Source organism: Robiginitalea sp. SC105 (assembly GCF_014243345.1).
Lineage (GTDB): Bacteria > Bacteroidota > Bacteroidia > Flavobacteriales > Flavobacteriaceae > Robiginitalea.
Window position 1 is genome coordinate 79261 of record NZ_JACLZF010000001.1, and the last position, 18164, is coordinate 97424.

Below are 18164 nucleotides of genomic sequence, written 5' to 3' on the forward strand. Positions count from 1 at the left end.
TTAACCCGGCCTTTCCGTAGCCGGCATCCGGATTATTCGTTGTCCACGTCGTCCTCGAATTTGGTGTCGGCCATCCGGGTTTTCGAAAAATCCAGCTTTTTGAAGTCGATATCCGATTCCTCCTCATCGTAATCGAACACCAGCAGTTTCCGTGTATCAATGCCCGAGAGGTTCCTGAAGGACTCAAAGTCATTGTTCTGGAGCTGCAGCACCTCCAGGCTCGCAAGCTGGCCAAACGTCTCGGGAATGGCACCTCCCAATCGGTTGTTCGACAAGACGAGTTCCTTCAGGGCTGTCAGGTTCCCCATGCTGCTCGGCAGGTCCCCGTACAGCTGGTTCTCAAACAGGCCCAGGGCCTGCAAATTCCTGAGCTCGCCTATGCGTTCCGGGATCCGGCCATAGAACTGGTTGCTGGACAGGTTCAGCACCTCCAGTTGGGTAAGGGCCCCGATCCCGTCCGGGATGCGGCCCGACAGGAAATTGTTGAAGGCGGAGAATTCCCGGAGTTCCGTTAACTGCGCGATGGTTTCAGGTACCTCTCCCCTGAGCCGGTTCATTTCGATTTTCAGGACGCGCAGTTCCCGCAAATCAAAAACCTGGACCGGGAGCTGGCCCGTCAGGTTGTTGAAAGCGAGGTTCAGGGTTTCCAGTTCCTTCAGCGCGCCGATGCTCTCCGGCAAAGACCCCATCAGGTTGTTGTGGAATAATTTCAGCCCGACAACATGGTTATCCCTGACGGTGACCCCGTACCAGGCCTCCACCGGTTCGTCCAGGTTCCAATTCCTGACCCAGTGAACCCCATTGGTGGATTCATAAAGGTCGATCAACGCTTTTTTCTCGCTGCCTGGCACCCGGGCGAAGGCCACCAGGCCGGTAACAAGGCACAAAATCGATAGTAGTCTTTTCATCGTCGCAATTTCTCAGGGGTTAACACTCGTCCTGCAACTTCTCCTTTTCCTATATATAACTAAAGAATTTACCTACAATATAAGTAAATAGGAACCTTCAATCCCCGAAAATTTCGTTAAGTGGCCCGATTTTGTTGTAAAAGCCCGGTTTCTTGTGGTTTGGTGCGGGTGCGCGACCCCGCCGGGTCTCAAGCCTCGGGAAAACAGCCCTTTCCCCGGGGGGTATCCTGGCAAATCAGGACTGGGTACCCCTCCCGTCTACACGGGCACGTTCACCCCAGGGACTCCAGCTCGGCTGCCAGGTCTTCCCATTGCCCCATCAGGCGTTCCAAATCCTTCTTCTTTGCCTGGTAGGCGTCAAAGAAGCCGGGTTCGGCAATGGTCTGGTCGTATTCCATCAGCAGGCGGTGGTCGATCTCCTTGATTTCCTTTTCCAGGGACTGTATGCGGGTTTCCACGGTACCCAGCTTATTGCTGAGGGATTTCCGACGCTTCCGGTCCGCATGGGCATCGGCCCCGCTGCCGGGCGTGGCTTGTTCCGGCTGATTGCCTGGCGGGTCCCGTTTCTCGATGGCCCTGAAGTCCTCTGCCTGCCGCTGTTCGAGGTAAAAGTCAATATCCCCGAGATAGGGTTTGATACCGCCGTCGCGGAATTCATACACCACACCGGTGAGCCCCTGCAGGAAGTCCCGGTCGTGGGAAACCAGGATAAGTGTCCCCTCGAAGTGGCTCAGGGCCTCCTTCAGCACCCGCTTGGATGGTATATCCAGGTGGTTGGTGGGTTCGTCCATGACCAGGACATTGAAAGGCTGCAACAACATGCGGGCCAGCGCCAGGCGGTTCCGCTCCCCCCCGGAGAGCACCTTCACGGGTTTTTCGACCTCCTCCCCCCGGAAGAGGAAGGCCCCGAGGATGTCCCTCACCCTGGGACGGGATTTTTCATCTGCGGCATCGGTCATGGTCTCCTCGACGGTCTTGTCACCGTCCAGGAATTCAGCCTGGTTCTGGGCAAAATACCCCAGCTGCACATTGTGCCCCAGTTTGCATTTCCCGGTGTGTTCCAGCTCCCCGACCAGGATGCGGGCCAGGGTGGTCTTCCCCTGCCCGTTCTGCCCGACAAAGGCGATTTTTTTTCCGCGTTCGATGAGCAGGTCGATCCCTTCCAGCACCCGGTTGTCCCCGTAGGACTTGGAAAGGTCCTCCAGTTCGGCGATGACCTTCCCGGGCTGTACGGACAGGGGGAAGCGCAGGGACATGACCCCGGTCTCCTCCCGGTCTACCTCGATGCGCTCCATCTTATCGAGCTTTTTGATCAGCGACTGGGCCATGGAGGCCTTGGAGGATTTGGCCCGGAAGCGTTCAATGAGCCGCTCGGCCTGTTCGATCTCCCGCTGCTGGTTTTTCTGGGCGTTGAGTTGTTGCTCCCGGATTTCGTCACGGAGTTCCATAAAGCCCGAATACGGTTTCTGGTAATCGTAGATCCGCCCCAGGGAAATCTCGATGGTGCGGTTGGTGACCCTGTCCAGGAACATCTTATCGTGGGAGACCAGCAGGACCGCCCCGGGGAATTGCTGTAGGAATTCCTCCAGCCAGATAATGGATTCGATATCGAGGTGGTTGGTGGGCTCATCGAGCAGGAGCAGGTCGTTTTCCTGCAGCAGCAGCTTGGCCAGTTCGATACGCATGCGCCAGCCCCCTGAAAAAGTAGTTGTCTGCGCCTGGAAATCGGACCTTTTGAAACCCAGCCCCAACAGGACCTTTTCCGTTTCCCCTTCGTACCGGTAGCCCCCGATCAGGTCGTACCGGTGGGTCATGTCGCTGAGGGAAACCATCAAATCATGGTATTCCTCGCTTTCGTAATCCTCCCTTTCGGCCAGGGCCTGGTTTACCTTGTCCAGCTCCCGCTCCAGGGATTTAATTTCCGCAAAGGCCTGGTAGGCCTCCTCCAGGACCGTGCGGCCCTGCTCAAAATCAATGTCCTGCTTCAGGTAGCCGACACGCAGGCCCTTATCCCTTGAAATCGTCCCCGTGGTTGGTTCGGATTCCCCGCTGAGCAGCCGGAGCATGGTGGACTTCCCCGCCCCGTTCTTCCCGATGAGCCCGGCGCGGTCTCCCGGGCCCAGGCGAAAGGAAATATCGGAGAACAGGTCCTCCCCGGCAAAACTGACGGTAAGCTTGTGTACATTGATCATGGCAACATCATAAGGTGCGGACAGCCCGAAGACGCTTTCCGGCTGCAAAATTCATAAAATTTAGCGGAATGCGGGCTATCCGGGCGACTTTCCGTAAAATTTCCCGTAGCGGGCCAGGTCTATTTCGGGCGGCAGGGGCGTACCGGATTCCACAAAATCTGCCAGGCACGCGGCCGCATAGGGCGCGAGCAACACACCCCGGGAACCCATCCCGTTCAGGGCCAGCAGGCGGGGGTGTTCCGGATGGCGCCCCGCCAGCGGGCGGCGGTCCGGCACCGTCGGCCGGATACCGGCCGACTGGTTTTCCACCTCGAAATCCACCTTCAGGATATGCCCCAATTTCCGGGTCAGTTCTTCACGTGCAGCCGGGGTGGGCTCCGGGCTGAAATCATTCCGCCCGTAGGTGGCCCCCACGCGGTAGCGGTCGTTCCCCTCCGGGATGAGGAAAACCCCCGACTTAATGATCCGGCCCTCCCCAAGCCCTGGGATGCGGACAGTCAGGAGTTCACCCTTGCTGCCCTGCAGCGGCAGGTACCTGAAAAACGGGTTGGCCCGCATGCCGAACCCCTCGCAAAAGACCACGTACCTCGATTTGATATCCCCATAGGCCACTTCCTCCCCGTAAAGGCGCAGGGATCCATGGTCAAAGGATTCGGCCCGGAGCGCCCCCTGCCGGTGCAACAGGGACCGGTAGGCCGTGAGGAGCTTGGCCGTATGCAAACGGCCGGTTTCAAGGACCTCCCCAAAGCCAAAAGGCGCGTCCAGCCCCGGATTGTCGTTCCGCAGCAGCCTTGGCGACAGAAAGCGGGAAAGCCCGGGCCGGTCGGCGGCCTCGAACCAGGCATTTTGCTCCTCTGCCGAGGCAAACCTCCTCAGGATGGGCAGCTTTTCATCGAAGCTGCCGCCGAGCTTTTCCTGCAGCCGCTGGTAGAAAGGGATGGAAAAGTCCATGAGCCGCCCCCCCTCCCAGGTGAGGTTCAGCCGTTTCAGCACCACCGGGTTGTACAAACCGGCAGCCACCAAAGAAGCCTGGCGGGAGGAATCGTCAAAGACGCAGATCCTGTGCCCCCGGGACTGCAGGGTTTCCGCCATGGCCATACCGGCGAGGCCGGAGCCGATAATCAGGTAATCGAACATAGGCGCAAAGGTAGTCAAGCTGCACACAAAAAAACAGCCCCGGCACGGATGCCGGGGCTGTTCTACATTTGAATTGGAAAGGGCTTGATCAATAGGCCCACATATCTTGTTCGCGGTTTCGGATCTGCTCCTTGATACGCTGGGACTCCAGTAGCTGGAACAGCGCATTGTCGGTGATGTAATCGCGAATCTCACGATCCCCGTGGACGTTGTCCTCCTTGTAGATGATCGCGTTGAAACGACGGGCGTTCAGCAGCATGTCAAAGGAGAGCGGCTGGGCCGAATTCCCCTGGTTGAATACCTTGGCCTCGTGCAGGATCTGCCGGGCACTCGGGTACCACACCCAGAAGAGGGGCACCAACGCGTCCTCGGGGGCCATCGACTCGTCGTCGATGAAGTTCACGTCCGGGGCAACCGGGGCAATCCCCAGCAGCCGGTACTTGAGCTCCCCCTGCCGCTTGTCGAAGTACCACATCCCCTTGATGCGGTATTCCTCGATATCGCCGGCGTTGATTTCACGCTCATTGATGTATTCCGCGGAAACCTGTTCGCCCGCGTTCACCTGCTCGTACCCCAGGTCGGTGGTGTCCACCTTCTTGAGGGTCGCCTTCAGGTCGTTGAAATTCCGCTTTTCGGTGAAGTATGAATCCACATACACATCGGTCAGCTTGCCGTTCTTGATGTTCTTGATAAAGACATCGTAAAGCGAGCGGCGATCCGACCCGATATCCACCGTGTCAATCGGATAGTAGAGCGGGAAATTCACCCGCTCGTCCAGGTCGATGGTCTCCCATACGGTTTTGGACCACAGGATGTCGCGGTCGTCCACGTATCCATAATCCAAAGGCGCATCGTTATCCATCGCCTTCTGGGCCTCGGTCCGCATCCCGATCTCCTCCGGCTTTTTGGCGTTGAGGATGTTGGCTTGCGCCCATCCGGCCACCGGGAGAGCAGCTGCTGCTCCGAGTACTAAAACTTTTTTCCAATTCATTGTATCGATGTATTTCAGTTCCTAAAATACCGCGCAGCAGGCCCGCAGGCTCGCTGCGCGGATTAGCAATTAAATTCTAAAACCTAGTTGGTGAGCTCCACCACTACGGGGGACACCTTCTTCAATTTATAACTCCGGTTGTTGGTGATGTAGGCTTCGATATCAAATATCTGAACCGCATCGCCACGGCCGGCCCGGCGCAGGGCAGCTTTGGCCCGTGCATCGAGTTTGTTGCCGTTAACCTCCACAGTCGGTTGTCCGGGGACTTTCAGCTTGAAGCCGCTGATTTCCATGTTCAGGTCAAAATCGAAATCTTCGAGCATGGCACCGATCGTAGCGATCTCCAGGTTGCCCCTCGGCATCTTGACACTACCGCTCTCACCGCGGATGGTGCCGGAAGGCCTCGGGATATCCTTGATCCGGAACTCGCTGTTGGTCGAGATCCGCTGTCCGTCAGGCAGCGTACCGGAGGCGGTGATGGTCACCGTACGGCCCGTGCCGGGGTTCATCACATAGTTGCTTCCGCTGCGCTTGGTCAGGCCGGAGGCCGATGCGGACACCTTGTTGTCCGGGATACCGGGGATGGAGATGGTCATCGGGTTGGCAACACCGCGGTAAACCACATTCATCTTGTCGGCAGAGATCACCGCAGCATTGGGCTTGGAAATGGTAGAGAAGCTGTTTTTCACAGGTACTTCCGTCTCCTGGCCATCCTGCATGTAAATCAGGGTACCGGCGATTTCGTGGTCTCCGGGGTTCCCGGCTCCGATCAGCAGCTCAACGCCACCTTCCTTCAGCTGGTAATCCGAGCCCTCAGAGAGCTTGCGGCCATCCAGGGTCAGCTCGGCGCGAACCGGCTTGGCAGACTTGTCGGTCTTGCCCAGGACAATGCTGCCGCTGAACCGCTCGCCTGAATAAAAGGCAGACTTTTCAGACTCCAGCAGGGTGGAGAAATTGGTCAGGGATACCTGGGAAGTCAGCTCGCCCTGGAGCATCGCTTTCAGGGCAGCCTCTTCGGTCGCCTTGATATCCGATTGCAGGGAAGTGATCTTCGTCAGGGAGGCGATCAGCGGGAAGCCTTCGTAGTGGTAGTTGATCCAGTCTACTTTGACCCCGTCGCGACGCTCCACCTTTCCGTTTTCGTCTCCGGTCTTGAAACGCGTTTTAACCGCGTCCTGTACTTCCGGGAAACCGTCCCCGAGGATGCCCAGCACCTGGGTGCGGTACTCCTCGATACGCTTCATGAACTCCTGTCCCTGGGGGGCCAGGTTATCGCCCTGGAAGAATTTCTGGTCCAGGTAATCGGACTTGTCCATTACCGTGTAATCCGTCGGGTCCTCGATGTCCTTTACCATGCTTTCCTTCAATTCCTCGAGGTAGGTAAAGTACTCCTGGGACAGCTGCTTGATCTGCTGAGCGTCCTGATAGAGCTCCGCGTATTTGGCAGCGTCCTCCGACGCTTTTGTCTCAAGGCTTGCCAAAAACGCTTGGTTGTTTTCGGTGGCCTTGCTATTGGAAGTCTCCAGCTTTTCGTTCATAAGACCGAAGGCAGCCAGCACTTCCTTGCTCATATTCAACGCCAACATCGCGATGAAGATCAAATACATCAAATTGATCATCTTCTGACGTGGTGATTGTTTTCCTGATGCCATTATATCTAATTAGTTGTTAACAGTTACTTTGATTTGGGATTTAGAACAACAACTAATTAGTTTCTGTTCATGGCAGACAGCATACCGCCGTAGACGCCGTTGAGCGAAGACAGGTTGCTTGCCAGGGACTCCATCTGATCCTTGAGGGCGCCGGCGTTCTGAACCACTTCCTCATTGATGGAAGCCTGACGGCTGGCACTCTCGAGCTGAACTTTGTAGAGGCTGTTGAGCGACTCCATCTGGGACGCGGCCTGGGAAAGTTCTTCAGAGTATTTTTTGGTATGCTCAATCGCATCTGCAGTAGGGGCAATGCCCTTGGCAGCGCCTTCGAAGTTGCGGATGCTTTCGCCCAGGCTGTTGAACAGGCTGGCGTCGATGTTGGCTTCCTTGAGGAGCTCGTCCAGTTTCCGGGAAAGGAGACCTTCGGCTTCTTTGGCTTCTTCGGCTTGTTTTTTACGATTGTTGCTCTGGGCTCCGGCAAGTTCCGGGTAAACCAGGGACCAATCGTATTCATCGTCCACGGGTTCAAATGCACTGATAGCGAAGATGAGTGCCTCAGTGATCAGACCGACTGCGAGCAGCAACCCACCGGTAAGCGGGCCGAATTCCCAGTGCAGAATCTTGAACAGCGCCCCGATGATCACCACCGAAGCACCCAGGCCGTAGGCCATGTTAAAGAGCTTTTTTGTTGATTTAGACTGTGCCATAATTTAGAATTTAATTGAATTTAAAAGTTAAAAATAAGTATTGGGTTAAGGTTTGATAAGCAATGTTAATAAGTTGGGTTACTGTGTTGAATCTTCTTCGCCCATGTAATCCTGCACGGTACGGAAACCGATATAGCTCCGGGCGGAATCCTTGTATTCGTAATCCCGGGTACTCACCTGCAGGAAGTAGGCCACATCCTTCCACGATCCGCCACGGATTACCTTGCGGGTATTGTCCTTGCTGTCGGCATTCGGGTTCATGGTCGATGCGTATTCGTACGATCCGGGATAGTAGCTGGAGTTGGTCCACTCCGATACGTTTCCGGCCATGTTGTAAAGGTTGAAATCGTTCGGCTCGTAGGATTTGGCCTCCACGGTGTAGAGGGCCGCATCGGCCGCGTAATCCCCGCGCTGGGGCTTGAAGTTTGCCATAAAGCAACCGGTGTCGCTGATCACGTACGGGCCGCCCCAGGGATAGGTACCCCCTTCGATGCCTCCGCGCGCCGCGTATTCCCATTCGGCCTCAGTCGGGAGGCGGAACTGGTTTACGAATTGCTTGCCGCGGGAGCGCTGGTCGTCATTCTTGAATTTGGTCCTCCAGTTGCAGAACGCCTTGGCCTGGCTCCAGGAAACCCCGACGACCGGATAGTCGCTGTAGGCGTCGTGCCAGAAGTAATCGTTGTGCATGGGTTCGTTGTAGGAGTATTCAAAATCGCGGATCCATACCGTGGTGTCCGGGTAGATGGCTGTGATCTCCTGGCGGATGAAGTCCTTGCGGCGGCCTTCCTTGGCCCGTGCAGCTGCTTCAATATCCATCCAGGTGTATTTGTAATTCAGTTTGGTGACGTCAATAGTCCGCTGGCCGTTATAGGATTCCTCCTCGGGGATGTACATGGAATCCATCACCTCGGCGTAATAGACATCCGGATAATCCCGGGTATCCCATACAAGGTCCTCGTCTTTGTCCAGGGCACGGCCCTCGTAGTAGTCATCACCGAAGCCGGCATAGTTGTCCAGCATGTACTTGTCATAGACCGACAGGTTGGCCGTATCGGCATCCTTGAAGGCGTACCTTCCGATACCGTCGTCCTCCGGGCCCATCCCCAGTTCGTCGGCCAGGATCGCCAGTTTGGTCCGGACAATCGAATCCTTGACCCACTCCACGAACTGCCGGTACTCACTGTTGGTTATTTCCGTATCATCCATATAGAAGGATCTGACGGTAACCGTTTTGGTAGGGGCATTCTGGACGTTGGCCATGTCCTCCTCACTCTTACCCATAATGAACGCGCCCCGGGGGATCAATTCCATCCCGTAGGGTTTTTCAGGGTACCATTTTTTGCCTTGTACGCCTACCAGTTCCCCTTTGGATTTGGAACCACAGCTGCTGAGCAAAAAAACAAACGCTATAGACGATAACAATAGCTTCTTCATACTTTAGGTTAATTTCGGTTAAGACTGTACGGTACTATCTTCGATTATTCACTAAAACTGAAAATTGAATAATTTATTGTACGTACCGACCTAATCTCGTGCAATTAAACGGGTTTAGTTAAAGCCTTTTTTATAGGCTTTGAACCACCGGTCCGGAATATTCTGGTCGCAGGCGTCCAGATAGTCTTGTTCGGTGCATGGTAATAACGCCGGTGAATCGGGTTTAGTATGCGCGGCGAGGAGGTTTGGGACCTCAACCCACCAGCGCCCCGTGACCGTGCTGCTATAAAAGTGAAGTTGTTCGGATTGGCAGGGGACGATAAACTTGTTGAAGTCCTTGCCCCCACCGGCGGGTTCTTCTTGAACCCGGAAGTTGTGGCCTTCCATAAAATACCAGATCATCTGGGCAACAAGCTGGAAGGATTGCATGTTGTTTTCAACCTCGAAAATACCGAAGGCGGAAATATTGTCCCCCATACCGGCGTAGCGCGCAATGGCGCAGATCTCCCTACCGGTAAACCCATTGGGCGAAAACCCGTCCGGCTGTCCCATTTCGGACGCCCGGATGGCCCGTGCGTCCAGGCTCACCAGGTGGGCGTTGCGCAATACGGGCTCGGCAAGGCTGATATCGCCCGCAATCTCCCCGAGGCGGTAGGCGTCGAAAAACAGCCGGTCCATCAGGTCGATCTCCTCCTGCGCATTGAAATAGCTCTGGTAGCCGATGTTGGAAAAATTAAAGAGGTTGTTCGGTTTGTCGGTGATGATCTTACTCATATAGGAGTTGGAGGAAATGAGTTCCTCATCTGCCCCGAAATCGAACCGGCTGTCCACGGCTACCAGGTTCACCATGTCGATGATTTTGTCGAAGGCGCGGTAGGCGGGGTACGTAATGTCCTGGGTGGCCCCGATGATGATCGGGATGATTTTCTCCTCCAGGAGTTCCGCCACGATTTCCCGGACCACGAAATAGGTGTCCTTGACGGTTTCCCCTTCGTCTATGTCCCCCAGGTCGATGATGGTGTCGTTCCAGTTCCCCTCCATGAGCCGGTAGAGCTGCATGCGAATCTCGTCGAGCTCCAGGCGGCTGGTCTTTTTTATAAAGGCGTTCCTGGATTCAAAGACACCCAGGATGGCAAAGGTTGCCCCTGCCAGTACGGGCAGGCCTTCCTTTTCGGTGTGCTTGTAGATGATGCGCCCCAGCGCCTGGGCAGGCAGGAGCTCGCAGTGAGCCAGGACGCGCGTGGGTACGGGAAGTAGGAAATCGAATGCCATAGGACACCTGAGTGGTTTAGGATTTTTTTCCCGTTTTCTTTTTGCCGAGCAATTCCCTGGCCTGTTCCAGGGTTACCTCCAGCGGGTCCACATCCTTGGCGAGGTCCACCTTTTTCCGACCCTTGATCACCGTATGCCGGCCCCACCGGCCTTTCTCGATCCGGATATCCTCTTCCGGCCACTCCCGGACGCGTTTCTCGGCTTCCTTCTTTTTCTTGGCTTCGATCAGTTCCTCAATGTCTTCCTGGGTGAGGTTGTCAAAATCGTATTTCTTCGGGACATTGATAAAGGTCCCGTCCCATTTGATGAAGGGCCCGAACCGGCCTTTGCCCTTGGTCACCGGTTTGTCCTCATAGGAGGCGATGGGGGCATCCTGTTTCTTCTTGGCGCGGATCAGCTCGGCGGCCCGTTCCATGTCCACGTCAAAAACGCTTTCGCCCTCGTCCAGGGAAACGAACTTCTTGCCGTAGCGTACGTAGGGCCCGTAGCGCCCTACATTGGCCTCCACCTCATCCCCTTCAAAGGTCCCCAGTTTGCGGGGGAGCTTAAAGAGGTCCATGGCTTCCTCATAGGTAATCGTCCCCAGGGACTGGTCCGGTAGCAGGCTGGCAAACTGGGGCTTTTCCTCCTCGTCGGCCGTGCCGATCTGGACCATGGGCCCGAAGCGCCCCAGGCGCACGGCAACCTGCCGCCCGGTCTCGGGATCCGTGCCCAGGACCCGCTCGCCGCTGGCGCGGTCTGCATTTTCCTCCACATCCAGCACGTTGGGGTGGAACCCTTTGTAGAAGTCCTTCAGGACATCCTGCCAGTCCTCTTCCCCCGTGGCGATGTCGTCAAAGTCCTTTTCGACCTTGGCAGTGAAATTGTAATCCAGGATGTTCGCAAAATGGCTCACCAGGAAATCGTTGACGATCATCCCGATATCGGTGGGCACCAGCTTCCCCTTATCCGAGCCCACGGTCTCGGTGAGTTCGCTCCGCTGGAGTTCCCCTTTTTCCAGGGTAAACTGCAGGTATCCCCTTTCGGTTCCGTCCACGCTGCCCTTTTCCACATAGCCGCGGTTCTGTATGGTCGAAATCGTAGGCGCATAGGTGGAGGGCCGTCCGATCCCCAATTCCTCGAGTTTCTTGACAAGGGAGGCTTCCGTGTAGCGATAGGGCGGGCGGGTAAACCGCTGGGTCGCCGTGATATAGTTGTTGGACAGGGGCTCGTCCACCTTCATGGCGGGCAGCATGCCGTCCTGTTCCTCGGCGTCCTCTTCGTCCTTCCCTTCCAGGTATACCTTCAGGAACCCGTCGAACTTGATCACTTCCCCGTTGGCACCGAACAGGCTGTCGTCCCTGTCGTTTCGTATTTTGACCTGGGTCCTTTCCAGCTGGGCATCGCTCATCTGGGAAGCCAGGGTACGCATCCGGATTAGTTCGTACAGGCGGGCCTGGTCCCGTTCCACGTTGGGCCGCTGCAGCCCCATGTCGGTGGGCCGGATGGCCTCGTGGGCCTCCTGAGCCCCTTTGGACTTGGACTGGAACTTGCGGACCTCGCTGTATTTCGGGCCATAGCTGCTGGTGATTTCCTCCTTTGCAGCGGCAAGCGCCTCGGAGGAAAGGCTGACGCTGTCGGTACGCATATAGGTGATGAGACCCGCCTCATAGAGCCGTTGGGCTACCTGCATAGTCCGGGATACGGAGAAATAGAGCTTGCGGGAAGCTTCCTGTTGCAGGGTGGAGGTGGTAAATGGTGCAGCCGGGGATTTTTTGGCCGGTTTGGTATCGAGGCTATCCACCGCAAAGGCAGCGCCCTTTAACCGGTCGAGGAATTCCCTGGCCTCCTGCTCCGTGTCAAAACTCTCATTGAGCCTGGCCGGGAATGTGGCTCCGTCCTCCGTCCGGAATTCAGCTGCCACCTTGAAGGAACTTTCAGGTTCAAAGGCATCAATGGCCCGTTCCCGCTCCACAATCAGCCGGACGGCTACCGATTGCACCCTGCCCGCTGAGAGCCCGGGTTTTATTTTTTTCCAGAGGACCGGCGACAATTCATACCCAACCAGGCGGTCCAGGATGCGCCTGGCTTGCTGGGCATTGACCAGGTCGTAGTTGATTTTCCTGGGGTTTTCGATCGCTTTCTGGATGGCCGACTTGGTAATGGAGTTGAATACGATCCGCCGGGTCTTGTCGGCATCGAGCTTCAGGGTTTCGGCCAGGTGCCAGGAAATCGCTTCCCCCTCCCGGTCCTCATCGCTGGCGAGCCAGATGGTATCCGCTTTGGAAGCCAGGTCTTTCAACTTCTTTACGAGAGCCTTTTTCTCCTTGTCAACAACGTACTTCGGGCTGAAATCGTTCTCCACATCCACGCCGAGCTCCTTGGAAGGCAGGTCGGCGATGTGGCCAAAACTGGAGGTTACCTTGAAATCCTTACCCAGGAACTTTTCAATGGTTTTGGCCTTTGCAGGCGACTCCACGATTACCAGGTTCTTTGCCATTCAGTACATTTTAGGTTCACAAAAGTAGCCGAATTTTTTGATTTCCGTTACAGCCCCCTCCGGCAGGGTGCTCCAAACGGTCGCCCGGCCCGGTTTAATTCCGGGGGGATCCGCATCCTACCCGCGAATGCATTTGACAGGATAACCATAAAATATTACTTTTAATAAGTTACCATATTAAAGACAGTTGATGTTTACCTTACCTATAGGTTCGGCAACCAGTTTGCTCGAACAATTCGGAAGGCAGCTCCGGGGTGAATACAAGGGGGGATTTGAAGAAGGGTTGCTGGTTTTGGACAACGACATCGGGAAGGGACGCCTCCGCGCAGTAAACCTCCCGGATGACCTTTCCACCTTAATATATGATGTGACGTTTTACCGGGACCTTACCTTCAGGCTCAGCGGGGAGGAATCGCGACCCCTGTTCTTCCTTTTCTGCCTGGAGGGCTACTTCTACCACCACTACGAAAGCCAGAAGGAACTTCGGCGCGTCAGCAAACTCCAGAATGTCATCCTTTCCGGTTCTTCGGAGAACCGCAGCATCATCCGGATACCGGCCGATACCAAATTGAAGATCAGCGTTATCTGGCTCCTGCGCACCCGGCTGGAACCCCGCAATGGCAGTCCCGCCCCGCGGACCACGCAAAAGCTGGTGCATATCCTGGAGGGAATGAATGGCAAGGCCTCCTATTTCGGGAGCCTGCGCCCCGCGACTGCCCGGTATGTGAGCGTGCTCATCGACAACACCAAACCCGGCGTTGTGGGCCGCCTGCTCACGGAGGCGGCCATACTGAACATCCTCGCTTCCCAACTGGACCACTACCGGAAAACCATTCGCAACGAACCTTCGGACGCCCCCCTGGGCGAATCAGAGATCGGGAAAATCCTGGAACTCGGCAATGAAATCGTGGGCCATCTGGACCGGGATTACACGGTCGGGGGCCTGTCGGTGAAAAGCGGCCTGAACCCCAAAAAACTGCAGGCGGGCTTCCGGTACCTGTATGGGTCGAGCGTATCGAATTTCATTCGGGATGCGCGCCTGGAACGCGCAAGGGAACTTTTGGAAACGCGGGGGATGAACGTCAGCGAGGCGGTCTATGCCGTGGGCCTCAGCAGCAGGAGCTATTTTACCAAAGCCTTTAAGGAGCGCTACGGCATACGACCCTCCGACTTGCTGGCCAGGCTCAAATCCTGAGCAGCAGTCGGCGTGCCGGAGACGGACGGGGGCTTACAGGAATTCAGGCCTGCCGGGGATCGACGCCCCCCTGCCCGGGTCCCGGATCAATTCCCCAGGGCCAGCGTACTGAGGAGTTCCAAACCCGAATCCATGTACCGGTACTGCGTCAGTTGTCCCTGGCCAATCATCAACAGGTGGTCCTGCAGCGGGATGACATCAAAGGGATGGACATCCTCGAAAACCGCTACTTCGACGAGCTGCTTCACGTCTGTTTTATCGAAGACCCGGAGGCCTGAAGCCCCGTCGCAAACAAAGAGCAATTCCCCCTGCACCCCCAGTCCGTAGGGCCCGTCCAGCGGATAGCTCGCAATGAGTTCCGGTGTGGTGATCTCGCTGATGTCCACGATGAACAATCCGCTCTCGGTAGCCCCGCACCCATTTCCGCCCCGGAGGGTGACAAAGGCGTAATCGCCATCCACCACAACCGGGTCACAGGCAGTGCCGTGCTGGAATTCCGAGACGAACTCGGGGGAAGCGGGTACCGATATATCATAAATGTACATCCCGCGCATACTGCCCAGGAAGAGTTTGTCCCCCCGGTTGAAAATGGTTTCGATGTCGAAGCCCGCAAATACATCGTCCAGGGCCACGGGGACCTCCAGGTCCGAGATGTCAAATACATTGATGGTATGGCTGTCGACTGCGTACAGGAATTCCCCGACGATCTTGAAGCGCGCCAGGGACCCGCCCTGCCCAGTCGCCTGGTTGGCGTCTGCCGCCGCTTCCATGATGTCGATCCCGCCAGGGAACCGTGACTCCGCCTCCGAAACCCGCAGCCGCTTGGTATGCAGTTCCCAGCCGATGAGGATTTCCCCCTGATCCGACCAGGCGTCGTATTCCACGATGTCGGCTTCAAAGGGCCACGGGATGTTATCCTGCAGGACCCCTTTGAGGCGGGCCACCGGGCGGATATTGTCCGGGTTGGAGATGTCGAGAACGACCAGGTCCGAAAGGCTGTCCGCGAAAAGGTAGTTGTCCCTGACCGCGATGTCGATATTGCCAGGGATGGTGATAAATCCCGATTTCACCGGGGCTTCGGGGTTTCGGTTGTCGATCAGGTGAACGCCCTTATAGGGTTCGTTCACAAAAATCAGGTCGCCGTAGGCATAAATCTTCCCGGAGGTTTCCAGGGGCTGGGGCGGCAGGATATCGACGCTCGATTCAAATTCGGCCACGGACATGGTCAGCGGGGTGGCCACCAGGTAATCGGCAAATTCCGGATCGGTTTCCTTATCGCAGGAAACCAGGAGGCCGAGGCCTGCAAGGAACAGCAGGATACGGTAGGATTTCATAGCTAATTGGTTTGAAGGGCTGTTTATTCAAAGATACATCCCGGCCGGTGCAGTTGCGTTTTTGGCAAAAAATTAAACGCTGCCAAATTGTCATATTCGCATTAACCTAGTATCTTTGCTGCCCTTCCGTTGGGAAGGAAAAACGCATGCATGGAAAAGACAATAAACGAATCGGAACAGGGGACTGCCCTGGAGGTGCGCGGCAGGGAGGCCAACCCCCGGAAGCTGTACATCGAGAGCTACGGCTGTCAGATGAATTTCTCCGACAGCGAGATCGTGGCTTCCATCCTGGGCCAGGAGGGTTTTAACACTACCCAGCGCCTGGAGGAAGCAGACCTGATCCTGGTGAATACCTGCTCCATCCGGGAAAAAGCCGAGCAAACCGTACGCAAAAGGCTCGTGCACTTCAATGCCCTCAAAAAGAACAACCCCGGCGTCAAGGTAGGCGTATTGGGCTGTATGGCCGAACGCCTGAAGAGCCAGTTCCTCGAGGAGGAAAAAATCGTGGATATGGTGGTGGGCCCAGACGCCTACAAGGACCTTCCCAACCTGATCCGGGAAGTGGACGGCGGGCAGAATGCCGTTAACGTGATCCTCTCCAAGGAAGAGACCTACGGGGATGTTTCCCCGGTCCGCCTGGGCACCAACGGGGTGACCGCCTTTGTATCCATCACGCGGGGATGCGACAATATGTGCACCTTCTGCGTGGTCCCCTTTACCCGGGGGCGGGAGCGGAGCCGCGACCCCCAGTCCATCCTGGGCGAAATCGGCGACCTGTGGGAGCAGGGATACAGGGAAGTGACCCTGCTCGGCCAGAACGTGGACAGTTACCTGTGGTATGGCGGGGGGCTGAAAAAGGATTTTGACAAGGCCAGCCCGATGCAACAGGCCACGGCAGTTAACTTCGCCGGCCTGCTGGAAATGGCTGCCACGGCGCACCCGCGCATGCGGTTCCGCTTTTCCACCTCCAACCCCCAGGACATGACCCTGGACGTGATTGAAACCATGGCGCGTTTCGACAATATCTGCAACTATATCCACCTGCCCGTGCAGAGCGGCAGCGACCGGATCCTGAAAGCCATGAACCGCCTGCACACCCGGGCCGAATATTTTGAACTGATCGACAACATCCGCCGGCTTATCCCGGATTGCGGTATCAGCCAGGACATGATTGCCGGATTTCCCACAGAAACGGAGGAAGACCACCAGCAGACCCTCTCCCTGATGGACTATGTGAAATACGATTTCGGGTTCATGTTTGCGTATTCGGAGCGGCCAGGGACCCTGGCGGCCCGGAAACTGGCAGACGACGTCCCCGAGGAGGTGAAAAAACGCCGGCTCCGGGAAATCATCGGCAAGCAGCAGGAACACAGCCTGGAACGCAACCGGCAGCATATCGGCCGGGTCGAGGAGGTGCTCATCGAAGGGCCCTCCCGGAAATCGGATGCCCAATGGATGGGCCGGAACACCCAGAACACCGTGGTGGTTTTTCCGAAGGAACATTACCGGGTGGGTGAATTTGTCAATGTGCGGATCGAAGACTGTACCTCCGCCACGCTGCTGGGTACGGCAACGGGATACTCCAAAAAATAAGCCATGGAAAACGTACAGGCCATCAAACAGCGCTTTGAGCTCATCGGCAATGATGTCAAGCTCAACCGGGCCATCGAAAAGGCCATACAGGTAGCACCCACGGATATCTCCGTCCTGGTGACCGGGGAAAGCGGCGTGGGGAAGGAGGCCATCCCGAAGATCATCCATTCCCTCTCCCACCGAAAGCACGCCAAATACATCGCCGTGAACTGCGGGGCCATCCCGGAGGGCACCATAGACAGCGAGCTCTTTGGGCACGAGAAGGGCGCCTTTACAGGGGCCACCCAGACGCGCAGCGGCTATTTTGAGGTTGCCGACGGGGGTACGATCTTCCTGGACGAGGTAGGGGAACTGCCGCTCACCACCCAGGTACGCCTGCTCCGGATACTGGAAAACGGGGAATTCCTCAAGGTGGGTTCCTCCAAGGTGCAGAAGACCGATGTCCGGATCGTGGCCGCCACCAACATCAATATGCGGGATGCCATCCACAAGGGCAAATTCCGGGAAGACCTCTTCTACCGCCTCAGCACGGTCGAAATCCACATCCCGGCCCTGAGGGAGCGGCGCGATGACATCCACCTGCTGTTCCGGAAATTCGCCTCGGACTTCGGGCAGAAGTACAAGATGCCCACCATCCGCCTGGAGGAAGAAGCCGTTGCCCTGCTCGAGAATTTCCGCTGGCCGGGGAACATCCGGCAGCTCCGGAACATCGCCGAACAGATCTCCGTCCTGGAGAAAGAACGTTCCGTTTCGGCCGCCACCCTGCGGGCCTACCTGCCCGATTCCGGGGGAAGCCAGTTGCCTGCCGTGATTGAACAGCGTAGGCGGGAAGGAGACTTCAGCAACGAACGGGAAATCCTCTACAAGGTGCTGTTCGACATGAAGTCCGACCTGAACGACCTGAAGAAGCTTACCCTGGAAATGTTAAAGCACGACAGCAGCGAAAAAGTACAGGAGGAACAGGAACAACTGATCCGGAAAATCTACGGGACCGACGAAGGCGAAATCCTGGACGAGGAAACCGCGGTGGCGGTGCTGCCTGCTGCTGGACAGCCCCCGGAACGCCCGACCACCCCTCCCCCGGTGGAAGACAAGTACCACTTCGCCGAGGAAATCGAAGAAGAAGAAACCCTATCTTTACAGGAGAAGGAGATCGAATTGATCGCCAAATCCCTGGAGCGCAACAAGGGGAAGCGGAAAGCTGCCGCAGCGGAACTGGGGATTTCCGAACGGACCCTCTACCGCAAAATCAAGCAATACGACCTGTAAC

13 protein-coding genes are annotated in these 18164 nt (G+C 56.6%); 3 read left to right on the forward strand and 10 right to left on the reverse strand.

Annotation, left to right across the window (positions count from 1 at the left end; all coding sequences use genetic code 11):
* Nucleotides 1-32: 32 nt before the first annotated feature.
* The 9 genes from H7F20_RS00345 to topA all read right to left on the reverse strand — a co-directional run bounded on the left by H7F20_RS00345 (nucleotide 33) and on the right by topA (nucleotide 12772).
* Nucleotides 33-908 carry a hypothetical protein gene (locus tag H7F20_RS00345; protein ID WP_185784161.1) on the reverse strand — a complete coding sequence of 292 codons (876 nt, stop codon included), beginning with the start codon at nucleotides 906-908 and terminating at the stop codon, nucleotides 33-35.
* A 272-nt stretch (nucleotides 909-1180) separates the two neighbouring features.
* The gene (locus H7F20_RS00350; protein ID WP_185785778.1) at nucleotides 1181-3100 is read right to left on the reverse strand and encodes an ABC-F family ATP-binding cassette domain-containing protein; all 1920 of its coding nucleotides are present in this window, start codon (nucleotides 3098-3100) and stop codon (nucleotides 1181-1183) included.
* A gap of 75 nt (nucleotides 3101-3175) precedes the next feature.
* On the reverse strand, nucleotides 3176-4237 hold the full coding sequence (locus tag H7F20_RS00355; protein WP_185784162.1) for an FAD-binding oxidoreductase: 1062 nt from the start codon (nucleotides 4235-4237) through the stop codon (nucleotides 3176-3178).
* An 88-nt stretch (nucleotides 4238-4325) separates the two neighbouring features.
* Entirely contained in the window at nucleotides 4326-5228 is a 903-nt protein-coding gene (gldN, locus tag H7F20_RS00360; RefSeq protein WP_185784163.1) for a gliding motility protein GldN, read from the reverse strand.
* An 83-nt stretch (nucleotides 5229-5311) separates the two neighbouring features.
* Nucleotides 5312-6880 (reverse strand): gliding motility protein GldM, encoded by a 1569-nt coding sequence (gldM, locus tag H7F20_RS00365; protein WP_185784164.1) that lies wholly within the window; start codon nucleotides 6878-6880, stop codon nucleotides 5312-5314.
* Nucleotides 6881-6936: 56 nt separating this feature from the next.
* A complete protein-coding gene (gene gldL / locus H7F20_RS00370) occupies nucleotides 6937-7587 on the reverse strand; it encodes a gliding motility protein GldL (RefSeq protein ID WP_185784165.1) in 651 nt (216 codons plus the stop codon).
* Between the two features lie 78 nt (nucleotides 7588-7665).
* On the reverse strand, nucleotides 7666-9021 hold the full coding sequence (gene gldK, locus H7F20_RS00375) for a gliding motility lipoprotein GldK (protein WP_185784166.1): 1356 nt from the start codon (nucleotides 9019-9021) through the stop codon (nucleotides 7666-7668).
* Nucleotides 9022-9135: 114 nt separating this feature from the next.
* On the reverse strand, nucleotides 9136-10293 hold the full coding sequence (locus tag H7F20_RS00380; protein ID WP_185784167.1) for a formimidoylglutamase: 1158 nt from the start codon (nucleotides 10291-10293) through the stop codon (nucleotides 9136-9138).
* 16 nt (nucleotides 10294-10309) lie between these two features.
* On the reverse strand, nucleotides 10310-12772 hold the full coding sequence (gene topA, locus H7F20_RS00385; protein WP_185784168.1) for a type I DNA topoisomerase: 2463 nt from the start codon (nucleotides 12770-12772) through the stop codon (nucleotides 10310-10312).
* Nucleotides 12773-12962: 190 nt separating this feature from the next.
* Here topA and H7F20_RS00390 point away from each other — a divergent pair, with 190 nt between their 5' ends.
* Nucleotides 12963-13967: an AraC family transcriptional regulator gene (locus H7F20_RS00390; RefSeq protein ID WP_185784169.1), complete on the forward strand. Its 1005-nt coding sequence runs from the start codon at nucleotides 12963-12965 to the stop codon at nucleotides 13965-13967.
* A gap of 86 nt (nucleotides 13968-14053) precedes the next feature.
* Here the strand turns inward: H7F20_RS00390 and H7F20_RS00395 are convergent, their stop codons facing one another.
* On the reverse strand, nucleotides 14054-15301 hold the full coding sequence (locus H7F20_RS00395) for an LVIVD repeat-containing protein (RefSeq protein WP_185784170.1): 1248 nt from the start codon (nucleotides 15299-15301) through the stop codon (nucleotides 14054-14056).
* A gap of 150 nt (nucleotides 15302-15451) precedes the next feature.
* Here H7F20_RS00395 and miaB point away from each other — a divergent pair, with 150 nt between their 5' ends.
* Both miaB and H7F20_RS00405 read left to right on the forward strand, forming a co-directional pair.
* Nucleotides 15452-16894 (forward strand): tRNA (N6-isopentenyl adenosine(37)-C2)-methylthiotransferase MiaB, encoded by a 1443-nt coding sequence (gene miaB, locus H7F20_RS00400; RefSeq protein ID WP_185784171.1) that lies wholly within the window; start codon nucleotides 15452-15454, stop codon nucleotides 16892-16894.
* A 3-nt stretch (nucleotides 16895-16897) separates the two neighbouring features.
* Nucleotides 16898-18163: a sigma 54-interacting transcriptional regulator gene (locus H7F20_RS00405; protein ID WP_185784172.1), complete on the forward strand. Its 1266-nt coding sequence runs from the start codon at nucleotides 16898-16900 to the stop codon at nucleotides 18161-18163.
* The last annotated feature ends 1 nt before the right edge of the window (nucleotide 18164 follow it).

Excerpts from the sequence above, each read along its gene's own strand:
- topA (WP_185784168.1), bottom strand. The coding sequence starts at position 12,772 with ATGGCAAAGAACCTGGTAATCGTGGAGTCGCCTGCAAAGGCCAAAACC.
- gldK (WP_185784166.1), bottom strand. The coding sequence starts at position 9,021 with ATGAAGAAGCTATTGTTATCGTCTATAGCGTTTGTTTTTTTGCTCAGC.
- miaB (WP_185784171.1), top strand. The coding sequence starts at position 15,452 with ATGGAAAAGACAATAAACGAATCGGAACAGGGGACTGCCCTGGAGGTG.
- H7F20_RS00350 (WP_185785778.1), bottom strand. The coding sequence starts at position 3,100 with ATGATCAATGTACACAAGCTTACCGTCAGTTTTGCCGGGGAGGACCTG.
- gldL (WP_185784165.1), bottom strand. The coding sequence starts at position 7,587 with ATGGCACAGTCTAAATCAACAAAAAAGCTCTTTAACATGGCCTACGGC.
- gldM (WP_185784164.1), bottom strand. The coding sequence starts at position 6,880 with ATGGCATCAGGAAAACAATCACCACGTCAGAAGATGATCAATTTGATG.
- gldN (WP_185784163.1), bottom strand. The coding sequence starts at position 5,228 with ATGAATTGGAAAAAAGTTTTAGTACTCGGAGCAGCAGCTGCTCTCCCG.
- H7F20_RS00390 (WP_185784169.1), top strand. The coding sequence starts at position 12,963 with ATGTTTACCTTACCTATAGGTTCGGCAACCAGTTTGCTCGAACAATTC.
- H7F20_RS00355 (WP_185784162.1), bottom strand. The coding sequence starts at position 4,237 with ATGTTCGATTACCTGATTATCGGCTCCGGCCTCGCCGGTATGGCCATG.
- H7F20_RS00345 (WP_185784161.1), bottom strand. The coding sequence starts at position 908 with ATGAAAAGACTACTATCGATTTTGTGCCTTGTTACCGGCCTGGTGGCC.
- H7F20_RS00395 (WP_185784170.1), bottom strand. The coding sequence starts at position 15,301 with ATGAAATCCTACCGTATCCTGCTGTTCCTTGCAGGCCTCGGCCTCCTG.
- H7F20_RS00380 (WP_185784167.1), bottom strand. The coding sequence starts at position 10,293 with ATGGCATTCGATTTCCTACTTCCCGTACCCACGCGCGTCCTGGCTCAC.
- H7F20_RS00405 (WP_185784172.1), top strand. The coding sequence starts at position 16,898 with ATGGAAAACGTACAGGCCATCAAACAGCGCTTTGAGCTCATCGGCAAT.